14 protein-coding genes are annotated in these 17,794 nt (G+C 68.0%); 8 read left to right on the top strand and 6 right to left on the bottom strand.

Annotated elements, in window-relative coordinates; all coding sequences use genetic code 11:
• Positions 1-15 precede the first annotated feature (15 nt).
• The 4 genes from DI276_RS11475 to DI276_RS11460 all read left to right on the top strand — a co-directional run bounded on the left by DI276_RS11475 (position 16) and on the right by DI276_RS11460 (position 8,554).
• Entirely contained in the window at positions 16-3,072 is a 3,057-nt protein-coding gene (locus tag DI276_RS11475; RefSeq protein WP_198680568.1) for an AfsR/SARP family transcriptional regulator, read from the top strand.
• On the top strand, positions 3,069-3,929 hold the full coding sequence (locus DI276_RS11470; protein WP_408610524.1) for a patatin-like phospholipase family protein: 861 nt from the start codon (positions 3,069-3,071) through the stop codon (positions 3,927-3,929). Before DI276_RS11475 ends, DI276_RS11470 begins: the two co-directional genes overlap by 4 nt.
• A gap of 115 nt (positions 3,930-4,044) precedes the next feature.
• On the top strand, positions 4,045-6,258 hold the full coding sequence (locus tag DI276_RS11465; protein WP_157984653.1) for a hypothetical protein: 2,214 nt from the start codon (positions 4,045-4,047) through the stop codon (positions 6,256-6,258).
• 163 nt (positions 6,259-6,421) lie between these two features.
• Positions 6,422-8,554: a discoidin domain-containing protein gene (locus DI276_RS11460; protein ID WP_408610523.1), complete on the top strand. Its 2,133-nt coding sequence runs from the start codon at positions 6,422-6,424 to the stop codon at positions 8,552-8,554.
• Here the strand turns inward: DI276_RS11460 and DI276_RS11455 are convergent.
• Positions 8,539-9,453: a phosphotransferase gene (locus DI276_RS11455; protein ID WP_198680567.1), complete on the bottom strand. Its 915-nt coding sequence runs from the start codon at positions 9,451-9,453 to the stop codon at positions 8,539-8,541. The genes DI276_RS11460 and DI276_RS11455 overlap by 16 nt on opposite strands.
• A gap of 52 nt (positions 9,454-9,505) precedes the next feature.
• Positions 9,506-9,847: a hypothetical protein gene (locus tag DI276_RS11450; RefSeq protein ID WP_112263229.1), complete on the bottom strand. Its 342-nt coding sequence runs from the start codon at positions 9,845-9,847 to the stop codon at positions 9,506-9,508.
• Positions 9,848-9,944: 97 nt separating this feature from the next.
• On the opposite strand from DI276_RS11450, the gene DI276_RS11445 reads away from it, so the two are divergent.
• Genes DI276_RS11445 through DI276_RS11435 form a run of 3 tightly spaced genes read left to right on the top strand, consistent with a single transcriptional unit; the run spans position 9,945 to position 12,338 of the window.
• The gene (locus tag DI276_RS11445) at positions 9,945-10,514 is read left to right on the top strand and encodes an RNA polymerase sigma factor (protein ID WP_112263228.1); all 570 of its coding nucleotides are present in this window, start codon (positions 9,945-9,947) and stop codon (positions 10,512-10,514) included.
• On the top strand, positions 10,511-11,380 hold the full coding sequence (locus DI276_RS11440) for a hypothetical protein (RefSeq protein ID WP_112263227.1): 870 nt from the start codon (positions 10,511-10,513) through the stop codon (positions 11,378-11,380). Before DI276_RS11445 ends, DI276_RS11440 begins: the two co-directional genes overlap by 4 nt.
• 43 nt (positions 11,381-11,423) lie before the next feature.
• Entirely contained in the window at positions 11,424-12,338 is a 915-nt protein-coding gene (locus tag DI276_RS11435; RefSeq protein ID WP_112263226.1) for an alpha/beta fold hydrolase, read from the top strand.
• On the opposite strand, the gene DI276_RS11430 is transcribed toward DI276_RS11435, so the two are convergent.
• Together DI276_RS11430 and DI276_RS11425 are read right to left on the bottom strand one after the other, a co-directional pair.
• The gene (locus tag DI276_RS11430) at positions 12,248-12,718 is read right to left on the bottom strand and encodes a hypothetical protein (protein WP_112263225.1); all 471 of its coding nucleotides are present in this window, start codon (positions 12,716-12,718) and stop codon (positions 12,248-12,250) included. The genes DI276_RS11435 and DI276_RS11430 overlap by 91 nt on opposite strands.
• A gap of 83 nt (positions 12,719-12,801) precedes the next feature.
• Complete coding sequence (locus tag DI276_RS11425) at positions 12,802-14,295, bottom strand: WS/DGAT/MGAT family O-acyltransferase (protein ID WP_232836601.1); 1,494 nt, start codon at positions 14,293-14,295, stop codon at positions 12,802-12,804.
• Positions 14,296-14,558: 263 nt separating this feature from the next.
• On the opposite strand from DI276_RS11425, the gene DI276_RS11420 reads away from it, so the two are divergent.
• Complete coding sequence (locus DI276_RS11420; protein WP_232836579.1) at positions 14,559-15,335, top strand: esterase/lipase family protein; 777 nt, start codon at positions 14,559-14,561, stop codon at positions 15,333-15,335.
• Positions 15,336-15,338: 3 nt separating this feature from the next.
• On the opposite strand, the gene DI276_RS11415 is transcribed toward DI276_RS11420, so the two are convergent.
• Together DI276_RS11415 and DI276_RS11410 are read right to left on the bottom strand one after the other, a co-directional pair.
• Positions 15,339-16,703, bottom strand: a complete 1,365-nt coding sequence (locus DI276_RS11415; RefSeq protein WP_112263222.1) for a glycoside hydrolase family 28 protein — start codon at positions 16,701-16,703, stop codon at positions 15,339-15,341.
• 68 nt (positions 16,704-16,771) lie between these two features.
• Positions 16,772-17,770, bottom strand: coding sequence for a helix-turn-helix domain-containing protein (locus DI276_RS11410; RefSeq protein WP_112263221.1), 999 nt, complete (start codon positions 17,768-17,770; stop codon positions 16,772-16,774).
• Positions 17,771-17,794 lie beyond the last annotated feature (24 nt).

Below are 17,794 nucleotides of genomic sequence, written 5' to 3'. Positions count from 1 at the left end.
CGTTATCTTCTGACCGTGACGGAAATCCGGCTGCTCGGACCACTCGAGGTCGTCACGGGCAGCGGCGAGCGGGTGCGGATCGGCAGCACGCGAGACCAGAAGGTGCTGGCGGCGCTGGCGCTCGCGTCCGGCCGGCTGGTCGCGCTCGACCAGCTGGTGGCCGTCGCGTGGGACGGAGATCCTCCTTCCACCGCACGGCATCAGGTGCAGAAGTCGATCGCGTCGTTGCGAGCCGTGCTCGGCGCGTCGGTGATCATCACGGACGGCACGGCCTATCGGGTCGTGGCTTCGGTTGACGTTGCCGCGTTTGAAGATCGCGTGCGGTCGGTTGTCGTGCTGGAACCCGCGCAGGCGGCGCCTGAGTTGCGTGCTGCCTTGGAACTGTGGCGCGGGCCGGCACTGGCCGGGCTGGTCAGCTCGGAGCTGCGGGTCGACGCTGACCGGTGGAACGAGCGGCGGATCGCCGTCACCGAGCAGTGCTGTGCGCTGGAGCTGGGGCTGGGGCGGCACCGCGAGCTGGTGCCGGAGCTGACGGCGCTGGTGGCCGAGCACCCGTTCCGCGAGGGGCTGGTGGCGTTGCTGATGACCGCGCTGTACCGGTCGGACCGGCAGGCGGACGCGCTGGAGCTGTACCGGGTCACGCACCGGCGGCTCGTCGACGAGCTGGGGGTCGAGCCGGGTCCGGTGTTGCGCGAGGCGCACGAAGCGGTGCTGGCGCAGGACTCTGGCGTGGTTTCGTCCGTTGTCCCTCGGCAGTTGCCCGCGGACCTGGTGCGGTTCACCGGGCGGGCCGAGCACCTGCAGGCGTTGGACGCGTTGCTGTCCAGCTCGACCGTGGTGATCACGTCGATCGCGGGTGTGGCCGGCGTGGGCAAGACGGCGTTGGCCGTGCACTGGGCGCACCGGGTCAGCGAGTCCTTTCCGGACGGTCAGCTCTACGTGAACCTGCGCGGCTTCGACGACGCGCCACCGATCACGTCGGCCGAAGCGCTGACCGGGTTTCTGCGGGCGTTGGGCGTCACGCAGGTGCCTTCTGACGAACTGGAGCAGGCCGCGCTGTACCGGTCGGTGCTGGCGCAACGGCGGATGCTCGTGCTGCTCGACAACGCCGTCTCCGAGGACCAGGTGCGGCCGTTGCTGCCCGGCAGTCCCGGCTGTGTCGTCGTGGTGACCAGCCGCAACGACCTGCGTGGGCTGATGGCCGTCGACGACGCGCACCGGCTGGAGCTGGATGTTCTGACACCGTCGGAGTCGGCGGCGTTGATCGGGCGCATGCTGGGGCCGGCGCGGGCGTTGGCCGAACCGGACGCGGTGGCGACGCTGGCCCGGCTGTGCGGACATCTGCCGCTGGCGTTGCGGGTGGCGGCGGCGAACCTGGCGGCGTCGCGCGACCGGGTGGCCGATGCCGTTGCGGCGCTGGAAGGTGAGGACCGGCTGTCGTTGTTGTCGATCCGCGGCGACCAACGTGGTGTGGTGTCCGCGGCTTTCGATCTTTCCTACCGCGAGCTGGCTCCTGGCCCGGCGCGGTTGTTCCGGCTGCTGGGTTTGTTGCCGCGCAACGACTTCACCGTGCACACAGCCGCCGCTTTGCTGGGCGAGTCGTTGTCGTCGGCCGGAGCGTGCGTGGCCGCGCTGGAGATCGTGAACCTGGTCGAGCCGCACACCGCGGGCCGCTACCGGCTGCACGACCTGCTGCACCTCTACGCGCGTGGTCTCGGGGCGGATTCCGAGGCGAAGCAACGGATGTTCGACTTCTACGTGCTCACCGCCGACGCCGCGCTGGACCTGCTGATGCCCAGGATGCTGCACGCCGAGCGCCCGTCGCGCTCGGTCGAGGTGCCGCCGTTCGGCAGCCGCGCGTCCGCACTGTCCTGGTTGGACAGTGAACGGGACGCCATGGTGGCGCTGGCGTTGAGCGGCTGCTGGCACATGGCCGACGCGCTGCGCCGTTACCTCTGGATGCGCAGCGACCACCAGACCGCCCGTGCGGTGGCGACTGCCGCGTTGCAGCACGCCTCGCAGGAGGGCGACCTGATCGGTCAGGCGACGATGGAGTCGGCGATCGGCACCGCCCTGATGGGGTCGGACGCGGGGGCAGGGGCCGAGCACTTCACGCGTGCGGCAACGTTGTTCCGCTCGGCCGGCGACCTCGTCGGCGCGCATCGGGCGTTGCACAACCTCGGCGCGTGCTACGTCGTGCAGGGCTATCCGGTGAAGGCTTTGGAGATCTACCGCGAGGCGTCCGCCCACCAGGTCGGTGCCTCGGAAACCGCGCTGGTGATGGTGACGGTCGGCCCGGCGTTCGTGGCGTCCGGCGACCTGCACGAGGCGATGGCGCACTACGGCAAAGCGTTGGAACTGATGCCCGACGACGTCCCCGCCCTGGGTTGGACGGCCGAGGTGGCGCTGGCCTTGGGCGACGTGCCACGAGCCCGCGACCTGATCGCCCAGGCCTCTTCGGCGGCTGCCGGCGTCCCGCACTGGGAACTGTGCGCGCTGCACGACGAATCCCTGCTGCACCTGGACACCGGCGCCTCGGCCCAAGCTCTGGCCGTGGCAACCCGGCTGCGCGACCAGGCCGTCCGCGCGTCCGCGAACTCCCACTACCTGCTGCGCGCGCTCGACGTGATCGGCAACGTGCAACGTCACGTGGGCCAGTTCTCGCTGGCGATCGCCACGCTGACCCAGGCGGTCTCGGTGGCCGTGGATCGCTCGGTCGCCTACCAGGAAGCCTGGCTGCGCGTGTCGCTGGCCCGTGCGCTTCTGGTTTCCGGTGATGCCGAGGAGGCTGCTCGGCATGCTGTCCTGGCGCTGGAACTCGCTTTGTCACGCGGCTTCCAGGTGATCCGCGCCCGCGCGTTGACCCTGCTGTCGGTGTTGGGGCAGTCGCGGGCGGAGGAGGCGCTGGAGATCGCGATGTCGACCGGCCATGTGCTGGCGCAGGCCGAGGCGTGGTCCGTGCTGGGCGAACACACGCGGGCCGCGGCGATTTTCGAACGCTGCACGGGTTCGGCTCTGCACGCCCCGGCCAGCGTGCTGTCCTTCGAGCCTTCTTGTACTTTCTGCTCGTGACGATCTCATTGCCCGGACCGGTAGCCTTCGTGCTCGGCGGCGGAGGCAGTCTCGGCGCGTCGCAGGTCGGCATGCTGCGCGCGCTGCAGGAACACGGCGTGCGCCCGGACCTCGTCGTCGGAACCTCGGTGGGTTCGGTGAACGGGTCGTTGCTGGCGCTCGATCCGGAGAAGGCCGCTTCGCGTCTCGCCGTGCTGTGGGAGGGGATGACGCGGCAACGGGTGTTTCCCGGCGGGCCTCTTGCGCAGCTTCGTTCGTTGCGAATGAACAAGACCTACCTGTTTCCGAACACGGGCCTCGCCGACGTGCTGGCGGAGGGGCTGTCCGGGTGTTCTTCGTTTGCTGACCTGACGTTGCCGTTCGGTGCGGTGTCGGTGGACTGCGTGACGGGTGAGCCGGTCAACATCACGTCCGGTCAACTGGTCCCGGCGATCCTGGCGAGCGCGGCGATTCCCGGGGTGTATCCGCCGGTGCGCATCGATGATCGCGTGCTCTACGACGGCGGAGTGCTGGCCAACGTGCCAATTCGGCAGGCGCTGGCGATGGGGGCGCAGTCGTTGGTGGTGCTGGACTGCGCGTTCCCGGGGCACTTGCCGACGGTGCCGGAGACTTTGGCGGAGACGTTGCTGTTCTGGGCGACTTTGGGGATGCGCAACCAGGCGGTGCTGGAGGTCGAGCTGGCGTCGCAGCACGCGCCGGTGCTGTACCTGCCCGGGCCGCCGGTGCAGGCCGTTACGCCGCTCGACTTCTCGCACACGGCTGAGCTGGTCGAGGCTTCTTACCTGGCGTCGGCGGCGTTCCTGACGTCGGTGGAGATCGCGGGGGCCGGGCTCTACGGGCATCCGTCACACGGCTGATCGGGTGAACGTTCGGCGGTGAGCTAACAAGTCGTCAGTCCATTCGGACGTACCTCACACACCTGAACAAGTGAGATCGCGCTATCACCTCGCGGTCACGTCCTTGGAGTGCGCGATGAGCTCTCACAATGACATGACGGCTGCCGAACGCGAACTGGCCGGCAAGATCGAGCACGGTGGGCGCGTCACGTTCATCGGGGCGGGACGGGAGATCCGCGGCTGCGTCCTGTCGCGAGTGCTGCTGGCCGCCAAGGAGAACCGGCCCCGCAAGCTGTGCATCTCCGACGTGCGGGTGACCGGTGAGATCGACTTGGAAGCTGGTGACGTCGAGTTTCTCGTGCGGTTCGACAGGTGTTCGTTCGACCAGCCACCCGTTCTCGAGCAAGCGAAGATCGCTGGGCTGTATCTGGTGGAGTGCACTCTGCCCGGCCTCCGTGCCGCACAGGTCCAGGTCAGCAGCAGCCTCTCGCTGCGCCACTGCACGGTGTCGGGCCGGATCGACCTCATGGGTGCCCACGTGACAGGGCAGCTGGTGTTGCGCGGCAGTCACGTCGACGGCCGCGGCGGGGAGGCGGTCAAGGCAGATGGTCTGCATGTCGACCAGGACCTCATCTGCTCTGACGGGTTCAGCACCGACGGCCTGACCCGGATGATCGGCGCGGTGATCGGCGGGCAGTTCATCTGTGACGGTGCGACCTTCCGCAATCCCGGTGAGAAGACGACGCTGGAACTGAACGGACTGATCGTCAAGGAGCACGTCTTCTGGCGCGAAGGTTTCACTGTGCACGGGCGAGTCAGCCTGCGCGGAGCGCAGATCGAGGGCACGCTCGACTGCCACCGCGCGCACTTCGTCAACCCCGGTGAGCTCGCACTGGAAGCCGTTGGCATGCACGTCCACCAGGTGGTCAAGTTCTCCAGCGGGTGCAAGGTGGACGGTGAGATCAACCTGACGGGATGTCGGGTTGGCGGCTGGGTGGACTTCACCGGAGGCGAGTTCGTCAACGAGGGCCGCAAGGCGGTCGATCTGGCGCGGGCGTCGATTGCGCAGAACCTCATCTTCCAGGCCGGCGCGGTGGTCAAGGGCAAGGTGCTGCTGGCGGGTGCCGATGTCGGCGGCAGCCTGTGGGCGCAGGGCGGACGGTTCGAGAACGAGACGGACACGGCGATCGACGCCACCGGGATGCACGTGCACCGAGATGTCCTGCTGTCGGAGAAGACGCTGGGGTCGGTCGCGGACACGGACGGGTTTCTCGCGCGGGGCCGGGTGGTGCTGAGCGACGTCCGCGTGGGAGGCAATCTGGACTGCACCGGTGGCCGGTTCACGAACCCGCAGCGGGACGCGATGATCGCCCGTGGCCTCACGGTGACCAGGGATGCCCTGTTGCGCAACGGGTTCGTCGCTGAGGGACGGGTCGATCTCGGTGACGCGAAGGTGGGCGGCTCGCTGGACTTCACCGGCGCGCGTCTGGGAGAACGAGGAGAGGCGCTGCGGTGCGACCGGGTCACCGTCGATCAGTCGGTGTCGTTTGTCAAGGTCCGCGCCGAGGGCTCGGTGCACATGTGCAACGCGAAGATCGGCGCCGACGTCTCGTTCGCGGGTGCGGCCTTGATGAGCTCGAAAACGGCGCTGGAGCTGAAGGGCTCCGTGGTGGGAAGCACGCTGCGGCTGAAGTTCGCGGAACGTCCCGCTGGTGCCCTCAACTTCTGCCGGTTGCGGGTGGCGACCGTGGTCGACAAGCAAAGCGACTGGCCGGACGACGCGAAGCTGAGCAACTTCGTTTATGGCGCACTGCGTGAAGGTTCTACACACGTGTCGAAGCGGATCGCTTGGCTGCAACGGCATCACGAGTACGTGCCGCAGGTCTATCGGCAACTGGCGTCGGCCTATCGGGCGGCTGGTCTGCACCACGAAGCCGCCAAGGTGCTGATCGCCGGTGAGGACAAGCGCCGCCGTGAACGCACAGGCCTTCCCGGCAGGGTGCACCGGACTCTTTGGTGGATCTTGAAGCCCACTGTCGGCTACGGCTACCGGCCCTTCTGGGTGCTCGGGTGGCTGGCCGGTCTGGTCGTGGTGGGCGGCGTGGTCTTCCACGTGCTGGGGACGGGCAGCTTCATCTCGACGAGGAACGAGGTCCCCGTCGCGCGGTTTGATCCGTGGCTCTACACGATCGACTTGCTGCTGCCCGTCGTCAGTCTCAAGCACAGCGACCTCTGGGTGCCGCTCGGCCTCGCGAAGTGGTGGTCGCTCTTCTTCACGTTGGTGGGATGGGTGCTGGCCATCTGCCTCGTGACCGGCGTCGGCCGGCTGTTCAAGCAGGACGACCGTTAGACATCGGCTCATTCGGAGCCTTTATCGATTCGGATCGACATGTAATTCGCTTATACCTCCGATGACCTCTTGAGTGTGGTCGTCGATTGGCGTAGACCTTTGCGCGGTAACACCGAGCACGTCTTCCTTCCGCCGCAGGAGGCGTCCACCAGGAGGCTGGCTCGTGCGCAAAACGTTGCGTCGTCTCGGCGTGTTGATGACCGCCGCTCTACTCGTGGTAGGCGTGAGCACTCCGGCGCAGGCCGAGGTGCTGCATCCCCGGCAGGACTGGCTGCGGGCTTCGACGGCCGGCCTGTTCCTGCACTGGGGGATGCGGACGTCGCCGGGCTACACCAGTTGCAGCGCTTGGGAAGCGGCCGTCACGAACGGTGGCTGGAGCGCCAAGTACTGGGTGGACGAGGCGAAGAAGTTGCACGCGCAGTACCTCGTGCTGGCGTCGTTCCACAGCAGGCTCGGCTACGCGCGGGCGTGGCCGTCGTCGATTCCCGGCAGCTGCTCGACGAAGCGGGACTTCCTCGGTGAGTTGATCGAGGCGGCTTCGGCGGAGGGGCTGTACGTCATCAACTACATGACCGACGATCCGCAGTGGTACAACGAGGGTCTTGGCTCTGGGCAGAGCTGGCTCAACTCCGGCGCGTACTCGAGTTACAAGGGCAAGTCGGTCAACCTGCACACGCGCGACGGGTTCGGCGAGTTCAGCTACGACAACTTCGTCGAGGTGATGCAGCGCTACCCGAAGCTCGCCGGGTTCTGGATCGACAACGACAACGCCTACTGGGAGCGCAACGGGCTGTACGAGCGGGTTCGGCGCGATCGTCCGCATTACGTCCTCAGCAACAACAACGAGGACACGCCGATCATGGACACGATCAGCAACGAGCAGAAGACCGGCATGACGCCGAACTACGACTACCCGCAGGCGGTCTACACGGCGGCGCCGCGGTTGATCGAGGCGTGCTTCAAGCTGCCGTCGTCCGGGGCGTGGTGGTACTCGGGCTCCAACTCCGCGGTCGACTACAAGCTGACGCTCGGTCGGTTGATCACGAACGCCGGGTCGGACGTGAAGGCCTTGATGGCCGAGACGGCGATGGTCAACGGCAAGTTCCCGTCGAACCAGGCCGCGTTCAACAACTTCACCAGCTCGTATCTGCGCGACATCTGGGAGTCGATCGGTGGCACCTATGGCGGCGGGTATCTGCACGGCGGGTTGAAGCCCGGGTTCTGGAACGACGGCGCGCACGGGGTGACGACCGTGTCGAAGGCCAACCCGAACCAGCACTACCTCCACGTGATCACCAAGCCGTCCGGGACCACGTTGCGGGTGCGGGACAACGGGTACAAGGTCAGCCGTGTCACGAACCTGCGGACCGGTGCGGCGGTCAACTGGTCGCAGTCGGGCGGGACGATCACGCTCAGCGGAATCTCGAACTGGGACCAGTACGACACCGTGTTCAAGGTCGAGACGGCGGGTCGTGAGGGGATCATTCCTCAGGCCGGCTACACGATGAGCGCGTCGGCCAGCGGTTCCGGTCATCCGGCTGCGCACGCGGCCGACGGCAACTACCAGACCTATTGGGACGCAACGGGTGCGGGCACGGTGTCGCTGCGGTTCGACCTGGGCTCGGCGAAGAAGGTCTCGTACGTGGCGCTGAACCAGCGTGAGGACTCGACGACCCACCCGGCGGCGAACTCCGCGCGCATCAAGAACTACAACGTCTACACGTCCAACGACGGTTCCAATTGGACGAACGTGAAGTCCGGGTCGTTGGCGAACCACCGCGGGGTTCAGTTCATCGACCTGCCGGCGGGGACCACGGCTCGGCACATCCGAGTGGAGAAGACGTCCACCCAGGGCAAGGCGCAGCTGCGGGTCGACGAGGCGTGGCTCGGCTCGGCGTATCCCGGCGCGGGCACGCCGGAGTCCCGTTATGAGGCCGAGAACGGCAACGTGTCGCAGGGCGTCGTCGAGTCGAACCACGCCGGGTTCTCCGGCACCGGATTCGTCAACTACGACAACGTTTCCGGGTCTGCGGTCGAGTTCAAGGTGACCAGCGACGTGGCGGGCCCGCGGCAGGTGACGCTGCGCTTCGCCAACGGCACCACGGCGAACCGGCCGCTGGACCTCTCGGTCAACGGGCAGCTCGCGGTGGACGAGCAGGCCTTCGCGGGCACCGGCGCGTGGACGACCTGGCAGACCGTGACCGTCACGCTGGACCTGGCGGCCGGCGAGAACACGGTCCGGGCGGTCGCGACGACCGCGAACGGCGGGCCGAACCTCGACTACCTGGAGATCTGAGCCAGCACGCGTTCGATGTTCTGGTCGGCGATCTCCCGCATCGCGTCCCGGTGCGGGAAATCGCCGTCCAGCAACCTGAGCGGACCCTCCACAAGGGACAAGTACTGGGCCAGGCGGTAGAGGCTGAGACGCGCCGGGTCGAGGCTCGCGACCGGCCGGTAGTGCGGCCCGAACCGCAGCTCCAGGAACGCGTGCTCCCACTCGACGTCGAAGAACATCGTGCCCTCGATGTCGATCAGCACCGGCCGGCCGTCGGCCACGAGCACGTGGTCCGGTCCGAGCTCGCCGTGGATCAGCCCGTACTGCGTGCGCGGCTCGATCACCGAATGCCGTTGGCGCAGCAGGGTTTCGAGGCGGTCGCGTTCGGCGGCGATGCGCGGGACCCGCGCGCAACACTCCTCCAGGTTCCCCAAAGCCCGCTGCAGCACCACGTCCGGTACCGGTGGCGCGTCGGCGGGCTGAAGTGCGTTCGGGCGGCCGTAGCGCGGGCTGAGGCGCTGGTGCACCGCGTGGAGGTCGTCCCACAGCCGGTCGAGCGGTTCGGGGTCGACGTCGAGCAGCTTCTCCAGGAACTCGCCGCCGAGGTCCTCGACCACGATGACGTCGCTGTCGACCAGCACCAGGCGCGGCACGGACGCCCCGGCCTCGGACAGCGCGGTGTGGGCCGTGAGGAACAGGTCGCGCCCGCTCGCGTCGCCGAACAACGGGTCGCGCTCGTGCTCCGGCCAGTAGTCCTCGGATGCGCGCCACACGTAGGCGATGCCCGTCGTGCCGTCGTCGAGCGTCAGGCGGTAGACGCCCTTCTTAGTGCCGCCGTGCAGACGGACGACGTCGCGCAGTTCGCGGCCGTACGCCGCGTGCGCGAGGTCCGTCAGATCGGCCACCCCCAGATGTGCCACGCTCCGGAACGGTAGTGGGAGGTGCGTGAAGCCCGTGCCAACCCGTTGGGGGTCATGTGGTCGTGCCGGGAGGCCGCGTCAAGCTGGCGCGACCTGTCCGGGGCGAGGTGGGGCTGGGCGGGGTTGTTCGGGGGCTGTGCGAACTCGTCGGGCGCTTTGGCGTGGCCGGCGAGAACACGGTCCGGGCGGTGGCGCCGGCTCGCAACATCAGCGGTGTGCGTTCGCCGACCAGCTCGACCGCGCCGGTGTTCTTGACGGCGCGCAGCTCGACGGCCTTGTCCACGGTCAGCTGTTCGACGTAGGTGCCGCCGGAGATCTCCACGACGTCGCCGTCACGCGCCGCCGCGATGGCAGAGCCGATGTCGCGGAACCCGCCTCCACCAACCCGCAGCACCCGCGAACGCGCTTCCCCCCACGGGCGGGCGGTGTAGCCCGGTGATCGCCGGGACAATGGGTGCCAACACCGACTGGGCGGGCGGACACGAACAGGTATGACAACCGAAGACGACCGCGCGTTGTGGTCGCAGGCCGCCGGGGGCAGTGCGCACGCCTTCGGGGTGCTGTTCGACCGGCACGCCAAGGCGGTTTACAACCACTGCTTCCGGTTGACCGCCTCGTGGGCCGACGCCGAGGACGACCTGCAGGCGACCTTCCTGCTGGCCTGGCGCAAGCGGGCCGAGGTGCGGCTGGAGCGCGAGTCGGCGTTGCCGTGGCTGCTCACGGTGGCGACGAACGTCGTGCGCAACGGGCAGCGGTCGCTGACCAGGAGGCTCAAGAACCTCCGCAGGGTCGGAGAAGACCGGCCGGTGCCTGACCACGCGGATCTGGTGGCCGAGCGACTCGACGACCAAAAACGGATGAAAGAGCTGCTCAAAGCAGTGGAGAAGCTGCCGCGCAACGAGCGTGAGGCGCTCGCGCTGTGCGTGTGGTCCGAGGTGTCGTACGCGGACGCGGCTGCGGTGCTCGGCATCACCGAGGGCAGCGTGCGGGCGCGGGTCAGCAAGGCCAAGTCGAAGCTCCAGCAGCACCGCGAGCTCGTGCACACCGGGGAGGACCGATGACCAGCATGCTTCCGCCCACTCGCGACCTCCCGCCCGGTCGGCAGACGCGGATCCGGGCCGAGCTCGAAAGCAAGATCGGCCGCAAGAAGTCAAGGCTCACCGTGCCGATCCTGGCCGCGGCGGCAGCGGTGATCACCGTTGCCGCGAGCGTCGTGTTGCTGCGGCCGGACCCGAATGAGCACACGCCGGCCGTGCACGTCACGACGTCGCCGCCGACGACGCAGACCACGCCGTCCACCAGGCCCGCGCCGGTCGTCGCCGGCCTCGCACCGGAACGGATCGCGGCGATCGAGCAGGGGTGCCTGCAGTCCGCCGGGCTCCAGGGCGAGCCGAAGCTGTACCAGCACGTCGGCAGCGGGCCGGGTGCGTTCGCGTTGATCTACACCGAGAGCGCGATGCTCGCCTGCAGCCTCGACATCGCCGTCTACCCCTTCAACTCGGCCTTTTCCAGCGGGTTCGACCCCGAGTGGCTGCCGGGGCACATCGGTGTGGACAGCAACGGGGCCTCGGCCGGCGGTGACACGCCGCTCAACAGGCCGGTCTACAAGGGCGTGCCCGGCTATCGGACCGCGGCCGGCCGGGTCGACTCAAAGGTCGCCAGGGTGACGCTCACCGTGGACGGGCAGACGGTCGACGCCACGATCGCCAACAACACCTTTGTCGTGCGGATCGTGTACCCCTCGACCTGGTCACCGCCGCAGGGGAGCGGCAACGGTGAGATCAAGGCCTACGACGCGGCGGGCAACCTGATCGGCGGCACCTTCCAACAGGGCAAGTGCTTCGTCAACCCGAAGGGCGAGATCATCCACGCGTGGAACCCGAACGTCGATCCCAAGACGTGCGAGCCCGCGCTGCCGTGGCGCTAACGGTGGCTACCGACCGGTTGGTCTAACCGACATACTGGTTGGTATGACGACTGTGGCGAACTTTGGCGGCACCAGTCACTACGCCGACCTCGACGGGCCCGTGCACTGGGTGGACTTCGGCGGACCGGACGACGGTCCCAGGATGGTCCTGGTGCACGGGCTCGGCGGCTCGCACCTGAACTGGGCGTTGCTGGCGCCGTTGCTCGCGAAGAAGGCGCGCGTCACGGCCGTCGACCTCGCCGGACACGGGCTGACCAACCCCGAGGGCCGTCAGACCACGGTCCAGGCCAACGCGAAGCTGCTCGGCCGGTTCGTCAGGGAGGTCGTGCAGGAGCCCGTGATCCTGGTCGGCAACTCGATGGGCGGGATGATCTCCACCTTCCACGCCGCCTACAACCCCGACCTGGTCAGGGGGCTGGTGCTGGTCGACCCGGCACTGCCGATGGTGTTCGGGACGCGACCGGACCCGACGATGCTCACCACGTTCTTCATGTACTCGGTGCCGGGCCTGGGCGAGCGGTTCCTCGCCAAGGCGAAGACCGCCCCCGCGCGCAGGCAGGTCGAACGCCTGCTGGAGCTGGTCTGCGCGGACCCCAGCAGCATCCCCGAGGAGCTCAAGCAGGCGAGCGAGCACCTCATCGGCGAGCGCGCCAAGGTGGAAGGCCTGGACACGGCGTTCCTCGCGGCCGCACGCAGCACCGTGTTCACGACGTCGAAGCGTGGCGCCTACTACGCGGCGATGGCCAAGCTGCGCGTGCCGGTGTTCCTGATGAGCGGCGACCGGGACCGGCTGGTCAACGTCGCCGCCGCCCGGTACGTGGCGCGCAGGCACCCGCACTGGCGCTACGACGAGTACGAGGGCATCGGTCACGTGCCCCAGATGGAGATCCCCGAGGTCGTGTCCGAGCGGGTCTTGGGCTGGATGGACGCCAACCGCCTCACCACGTCGGCCAGCTGACCCAGCGTGAGCCGCTCCCGCAGCACGGGGGCGGCTCCGGTCAGCACGAAGTGATCAGGATGCTGTTCGACGCCGGTCAGCTCGATGCCCCGCGGAAGCTCCGGCACCGCGAACACGCGTGCCGGCAGCCAGCGGTGCAGCCGCACGTGCAACTCCGAGCCGACCAACTGGACGGTCAGCGGCAACCAACTGACCAGTTGTAACTCCGGAATGTCCGAAAGCGCCACTTCGACGCGGAACTCGACCGGCGACGACACCAGCGTCGCGGGCGGGTTCACGTGGACGTCCCGGCACACGACGGTCGCGCGGCGAGCACGCCAGCGCGACCACCGCACGTTCTCCAGCTCGATGCGGACGTCGTCGACCTGGCCGAGCGCCACACCCAGGGCGCCCAGCCGCGCGTCGAGTCCTACTACGGTCAGGTGCAGGTCGTGCGCACCCGCCTGAACCGTCAGATCGTGTCTCAGGCCGTCGTCTCCGGTTTCACACCGTTCACCGAGGTCTTGGCCGTCGCCTTCACGGCACGCGGCTTCGGAGCGGGCTTCTTCGCCACCGCGGCAGCTTCCGCCTTCTCCTCGGCCTCAGCGGCCAGCGCCACCATCTCGTCGAAGCCGGCCCGGATGCCGTCGGCGAGCAGCTGGACGTCCGGCACGCCGTCGAAGTCGGCGTTGATGCCGAAGGTGAACTTGTCCAGGTAGGAGAAGATGCCGACGGTGATCCGGATCGTCGAGGCGACCGGCACGTACGGGAACATCTCCACCAGCGGCCGGCCGAGCATGTAGAGCGGGATGCGCGGGCCGGGCACGTTCGTGGTGACGGTCTGCAGGATCTGCTGCGGGAACCGCATCGCCGTCCGCGAACCCAGCGCCATCAACGTCGGCGCGGCGAAGTTCGACAGGTTCGTGATCACGTCAGCACCTGCGGCCTGACGCGAGTTCTTGAGGTCGTCCATCTGCTCGCGGATCGACGCGAGCCGCTTCACCGGGTCCGCCTCGCCCACGGGCAGATTCACCAGAACAGCGCTGACGCGGTTGTTCAGCTCGTTGTGCTGGTCGGCTTTGCGCATCGACACCGGCACCATGGTCCGCACGACCATGCCGTCGGTCAGCTCGCCGCGCTTCTCCAGCAGGTCCCGGAAACCACGCGTGATCGCGGTCAGGATGACGTCGTTGACGGTGCCGCCGGCCACCGACCGCACCTTCTTGATCTCGGCCAGCGAGGCACGCGCCCAGACCCAACGGCGGTGCGGCCCAATAGGACCGTTCAGCGAGGTCGCCGCGCGCGTCACCAACCGCCGTGCGGTACCGGGAAGTGAGCTCAGCACGGACTTGCCGAAGTCCACGATCTCGCTGAGCGACCGCATGTTCCGCGCGAGAGCGGGCAACGCGGAGAGGTGCTGCACGGGCGTCACCACGGCGTCGCGCACGCCGTCGACCACGAGGTCGATGGTCGAAGGCGTCGGCGCGGCCTTCCACTCCTTCGGCTCGGGCAGCGCGGTCTCCTGCTTGAAGTCCAGCAGCAGCTGCAGCATGTCCGTTCCGGACACTCCGTCGATCATGCAGTGGTGGACCTTGGAGATGATCGCCCAGCGCCCGCCTTCGAGGCCCTCGACGAGCCAGACCTCCCACATCGGCTTCTTGTCGTCGAGCTTCTGCGCGAAGATCCGGCCCGCGAGGTTGCGCAGCTGGTCCTCACCGCCCGGCGTCGGCACCGCGGTGTGGCGCACGTGGTAGAGGATGTTGAAGTGGTCGTCGTCGACCCAGACCGGACGGCCGATGTGGAACGGCAGGGCCTTCACCTTCTGCCGGTAGCGCGGCACCTGGTCCAGCCGCGCGGCGAAGAGGCGGATCACGTCGCCGTAGGACGGCGCCTCGCCGTCGAAAACCAGGACCGAGCCGACGTGCATGGGCACGTTCTCGTCCTCGATGAAGTAGAAGCCTGCGTCCAAAGAGCTCATCCGATCCACTCGAAAAAGGGTAGAGGAGCTTTTCGTCTGAATCGACGTCCATGCAGGTGAGAGGCAGTGCACACGTGTGAGGTTGCCAACGTGTTACCTGGCCGTGGCGAATCGAGACTCGAAAGTACTGGCGAAAAGATCGTTCACGAAACATCATGGACTCACCGGGCAACGCGGCCCGGGGCGCCGGCTCGGGGTTGTCGACGTGTGGGGAGGCTCCTATGTCTGCCGTACCTTCAGACGAAGTCTTCGACGTTCCTGCTGTGTCTCCCCTCCACCTCGTCAGAGGCAGTGCGCCAGGTCTGTTCTGGTACCTCACCGAGCCCACCCGCTGCGCGCTCGACGTCGGCGAGTTCGTGGTCAGCCGGTCGATGCTCAAGGGCGCCCCCGCGGGCGACGGGCACCCGGTGCTCGTGTTCCCCGGTCTCGGCGCCGCCGACTCGTCGACGGTGATGCTGCGCCGCTTTTTGTCCGGTTTGGGTTATCAGGTGAACCCGTGGGGCCTGGGGCGCAACATCGGCCCGACGCGCCGCGCGGTCGACGGCATGCACGCCTTGGTGAAGAAGGTTTCTGACGCGTACGGCGGCCCGGTGTCGATCGTGGGCTGGTCGCTCGGCGGGATCTTCGCCCGCGAGATGGCGCGCGACCACCCGCACCGCGTGCGTCAGGTGATCACGATGGGCTCGCCGTACAACATGAGCGATCCCGTGCAGTCACGCGCGATGCCGGCGTTCGCGCTGTTCTCGCGCCTGCACATCCCGAAGGACGAGTTCCCGCCGCTGGAGTCGACCCGGCCACCGATCCCGGTGCCGGCCACGTCGATCTTCTCCAAGACCGACGGCATCGTCTCGTGGGAGTCGTGCATCGAGGAACCGGGACACCGCAAGGAGAACGTCCAGGTGTCGTCCTCGCACCTGGGATATGGCTTCAACTCCACCGTCTTGTGGGTGGTGGCCGACCGGCTGGCGCAGGCGGAGGGCACGTGGGCACCCTTCGCCGCGCCGCCTGGGATGGCCCGCCTCTACCCGCGGGCCGCCTGATCCCTACTTCGTCATCGGTTTGCCGTTCGCCGTGACGTTGGTGAACTTCAGGCCGTCGACGTTCTTGACGGTGTTGGTGGTGGAGCTGACGGTGAACTTGGAGTCCCGCAGCTCCAACCCCTTCACGTGCTCCTGTGGCAGGCCGGACACGTCGAGCACCTTGGACGCCTTGGTGCTGCTGCAGTTCGAGACGTAGAACGGGCCGAACTTCGGCACGTTGCTGCCCGTCTGCGAGTTGTAGGTCGTGGTCACGTAGACGAACGCGCGCGCGAAGACGCCGGACACGCTGTCCAGGTTGATGTTCTGCGAGAAGCCGCCGCGCTTGGTGTTCGACTTGACGTACAGCGCGAACTTGGTGGCGTTGACGCAGTTCAGCTTGTAGCCGTAGACGTTGCGGATCCCGCCGGTCTGCTCGGAGCCGCACGTGATGGCGCCCCAGTTGCCGTTCATGCGGCAGTTGACGACGACGATGTTCTGGCACGGCACGTTGATCCGCCGGCCGTCCTCGTCGCGGCCCGACTTGATCGCCACGTTGTCGTCGTGGGCGCCCAGGTCGCTGTTGGAGATCACGACGTGGTCGCACGACTCGGGGTCGCACGCGTCGGTGTTGTTGGCGGATGTTGTCGGGTCGGTGTGCACGTCGTCGACCGTGACGTTCTTGCAGAGCGTGGGGTGGATCTGCCAGAACTTGGGGTTCTTCAACGTGATGCCCTGGATCAGCACGGTGTCGCAGGAGTAGGGCTCGACGAACGTGGAGCGCATGTTCTTGCCGGAGCCGGGAACCACGCGCTTCTCCGGCGGGGTTCCCCTGGCCACCAACGACTCCAGGTACGAGCGGTCGCTGCCCTTGTTCCACGAGCTGGTGGCGCCGGCGTCGAGCGTGCCCTTGCCGGTGATCGCGATGTTGGTCTGCTTGTACGCGTAGACCATGGGGGAGCGGTTCATGCACTCGATGCCCTCGTAGCGCGTCAGCACGGTCGGGAACTTCGAGGCGTCGCCGGAGAACTTGAGCAGCACGCCGTCCTCGAGATGGAAATCGACGTTGCTCAGCAGGTGGATCGCGCCCGTGACGTAGGTGCCCTTCGGGACGATCACGTGGCCGCCGCCGGCCGCGTTGGCTGCGGCGATGGCCTTCTTGAAGGCTTCGGTGTTGTCGGTCTTGTTGTCGCCCTTGGCGCCGTACGCGGTCGCGTCGAAGTTCTTGTCGGGGAACGACGGGAGCTTCGTGTTCTTGACGATCTCGTTGGCGGCCGGCCAGGGCAGCACGGGCACCGCGACTGCCAGGGCGGCTTGCGTCAGGACCGGTGTGGCGATCGCCGCCACGACGGAGGCCTTCATCAGCAGTCGACGGTTGATCCTGCCGTCCATTCGACGTCCTCTTCCATCGGAGGCGAACGGCGGCGTTGGAACAAGACTGTAAACGTTTGCGGTCCGCGTCACAACAGCCGGAAGGCGGCCAGCGCGAGGCGGACCCGTCCGACGTCTGACACGTCGAGGACGCGGCCGATCTGGTCGAGGCGGCGGGAAACGCTGCTGTGGTGCAGGTGCAGCAGGTCGGCGGCGCGGCGCAGTGATCCCGTGGTGCAGTAGGCGTCCAACGTTTCGAGGTCGTCGGCGGACAATCTGGCCACCGCGGCGACGTCGGCGTTCGCGCGCAGGACGTCGGCGGGAACCTCGGCGAGCAGCGCCAGTGCGCCCAGGTCCGGGTAGTGGACGACCGGGGTGCGCGCGGTGGTGAAGCGCAGGGCGGTCCGGGCTTCGAGCCAGGACCGGGCGGGGCAGTTCGCAGTTCCGACGCCCGCGCGGACGCCCTCGGGGAAGTCTTCGAGCTTGGTCGCGAGGACCGCGCCCACACCGGCGATCTCGGCTGCTTTGACGGGGCGGGACGGGCAGACCGCTGCGGCGACCCGGTCCAGCGGCAGGCTGGAGCTGACCGCGGCCACCTGCACCGGTTGGTCGGGTGCGAAACCCAGCAGCCGCAAGGCTCGTGCCCGGCCTGCCTCGTCGCTGTCGGCGCTGAGGACCAGTTCGACCAGAGCGGGGTCGGCCATGGTGGTGCGCGCGGGACCGTAGCGCTCGACGACGGCGGCGACGGCGAGCGCGAGGCGGTCCAGCACCACTTCGTCGAGCGGATTGGCGACGCCGGTGCGTTCGAGCCAGACCTCGCCGATCTCCTCGTCGTCGAGGGTGATCGCGGTGGTGCAGGACGGGAGTTGTGGTGCGGCGGCCGCGGTGCCGCCCGGCGACATGCGGATCACCTTGCCGGTGCTGTGCAACCGGATCCCGGCGACGCACTCGGCCAGCCCCGCCGAAGCCCGTGCCAGCGCAGGGAGATCGACCCGGCGGCGCATCAGGGTGTCGTAGAACATCACCACCCGGATCGCGCCCTCGACGTGCGAGTCGAGGTTCGACAGCCGCGTCGCCAATGCCTCCATGCGGCGACGATAGCGACGAATGGC

Origin of the sequence: Lentzea terrae (genome assembly GCF_003265345.1) — a bacterium.
GTDB lineage: Bacteria > Actinomycetota > Actinomycetes > Mycobacteriales > Pseudonocardiaceae > Lentzea > Lentzea terrae.
This window is presented reverse-complemented; position numbering and strand designations above follow the sequence as displayed.

Excerpts from the sequence above, each read along its gene's own strand:
- DI276_RS11440 (WP_112263227.1), top strand. The coding sequence starts at position 10,511 with ATGACCAGCATGCTTCCGCCCACTCGCGACCTCCCGCCCGGTCGGCAG.
- DI276_RS11415 (WP_112263222.1), bottom strand. The coding sequence starts at position 16,703 with ATGGACGGCAGGATCAACCGTCGACTGCTGATGAAGGCCTCCGTCGTG.
- DI276_RS11425 (WP_232836601.1), bottom strand. The coding sequence starts at position 14,295 with ATGAGCTCTTTGGACGCAGGCTTCTACTTCATCGAGGACGAGAACGTG.
- DI276_RS11435 (WP_112263226.1), top strand. The coding sequence starts at position 11,424 with ATGACGACTGTGGCGAACTTTGGCGGCACCAGTCACTACGCCGACCTC.
- DI276_RS11445 (WP_112263228.1), top strand. The coding sequence starts at position 9,945 with ATGACAACCGAAGACGACCGCGCGTTGTGGTCGCAGGCCGCCGGGGGC.
- DI276_RS11410 (WP_112263221.1), bottom strand. The coding sequence starts at position 17,770 with ATGGAGGCATTGGCGACGCGGCTGTCGAACCTCGACTCGCACGTCGAG.
- DI276_RS11465 (WP_157984653.1), top strand. The coding sequence starts at position 4,045 with ATGAGCTCTCACAATGACATGACGGCTGCCGAACGCGAACTGGCCGGC.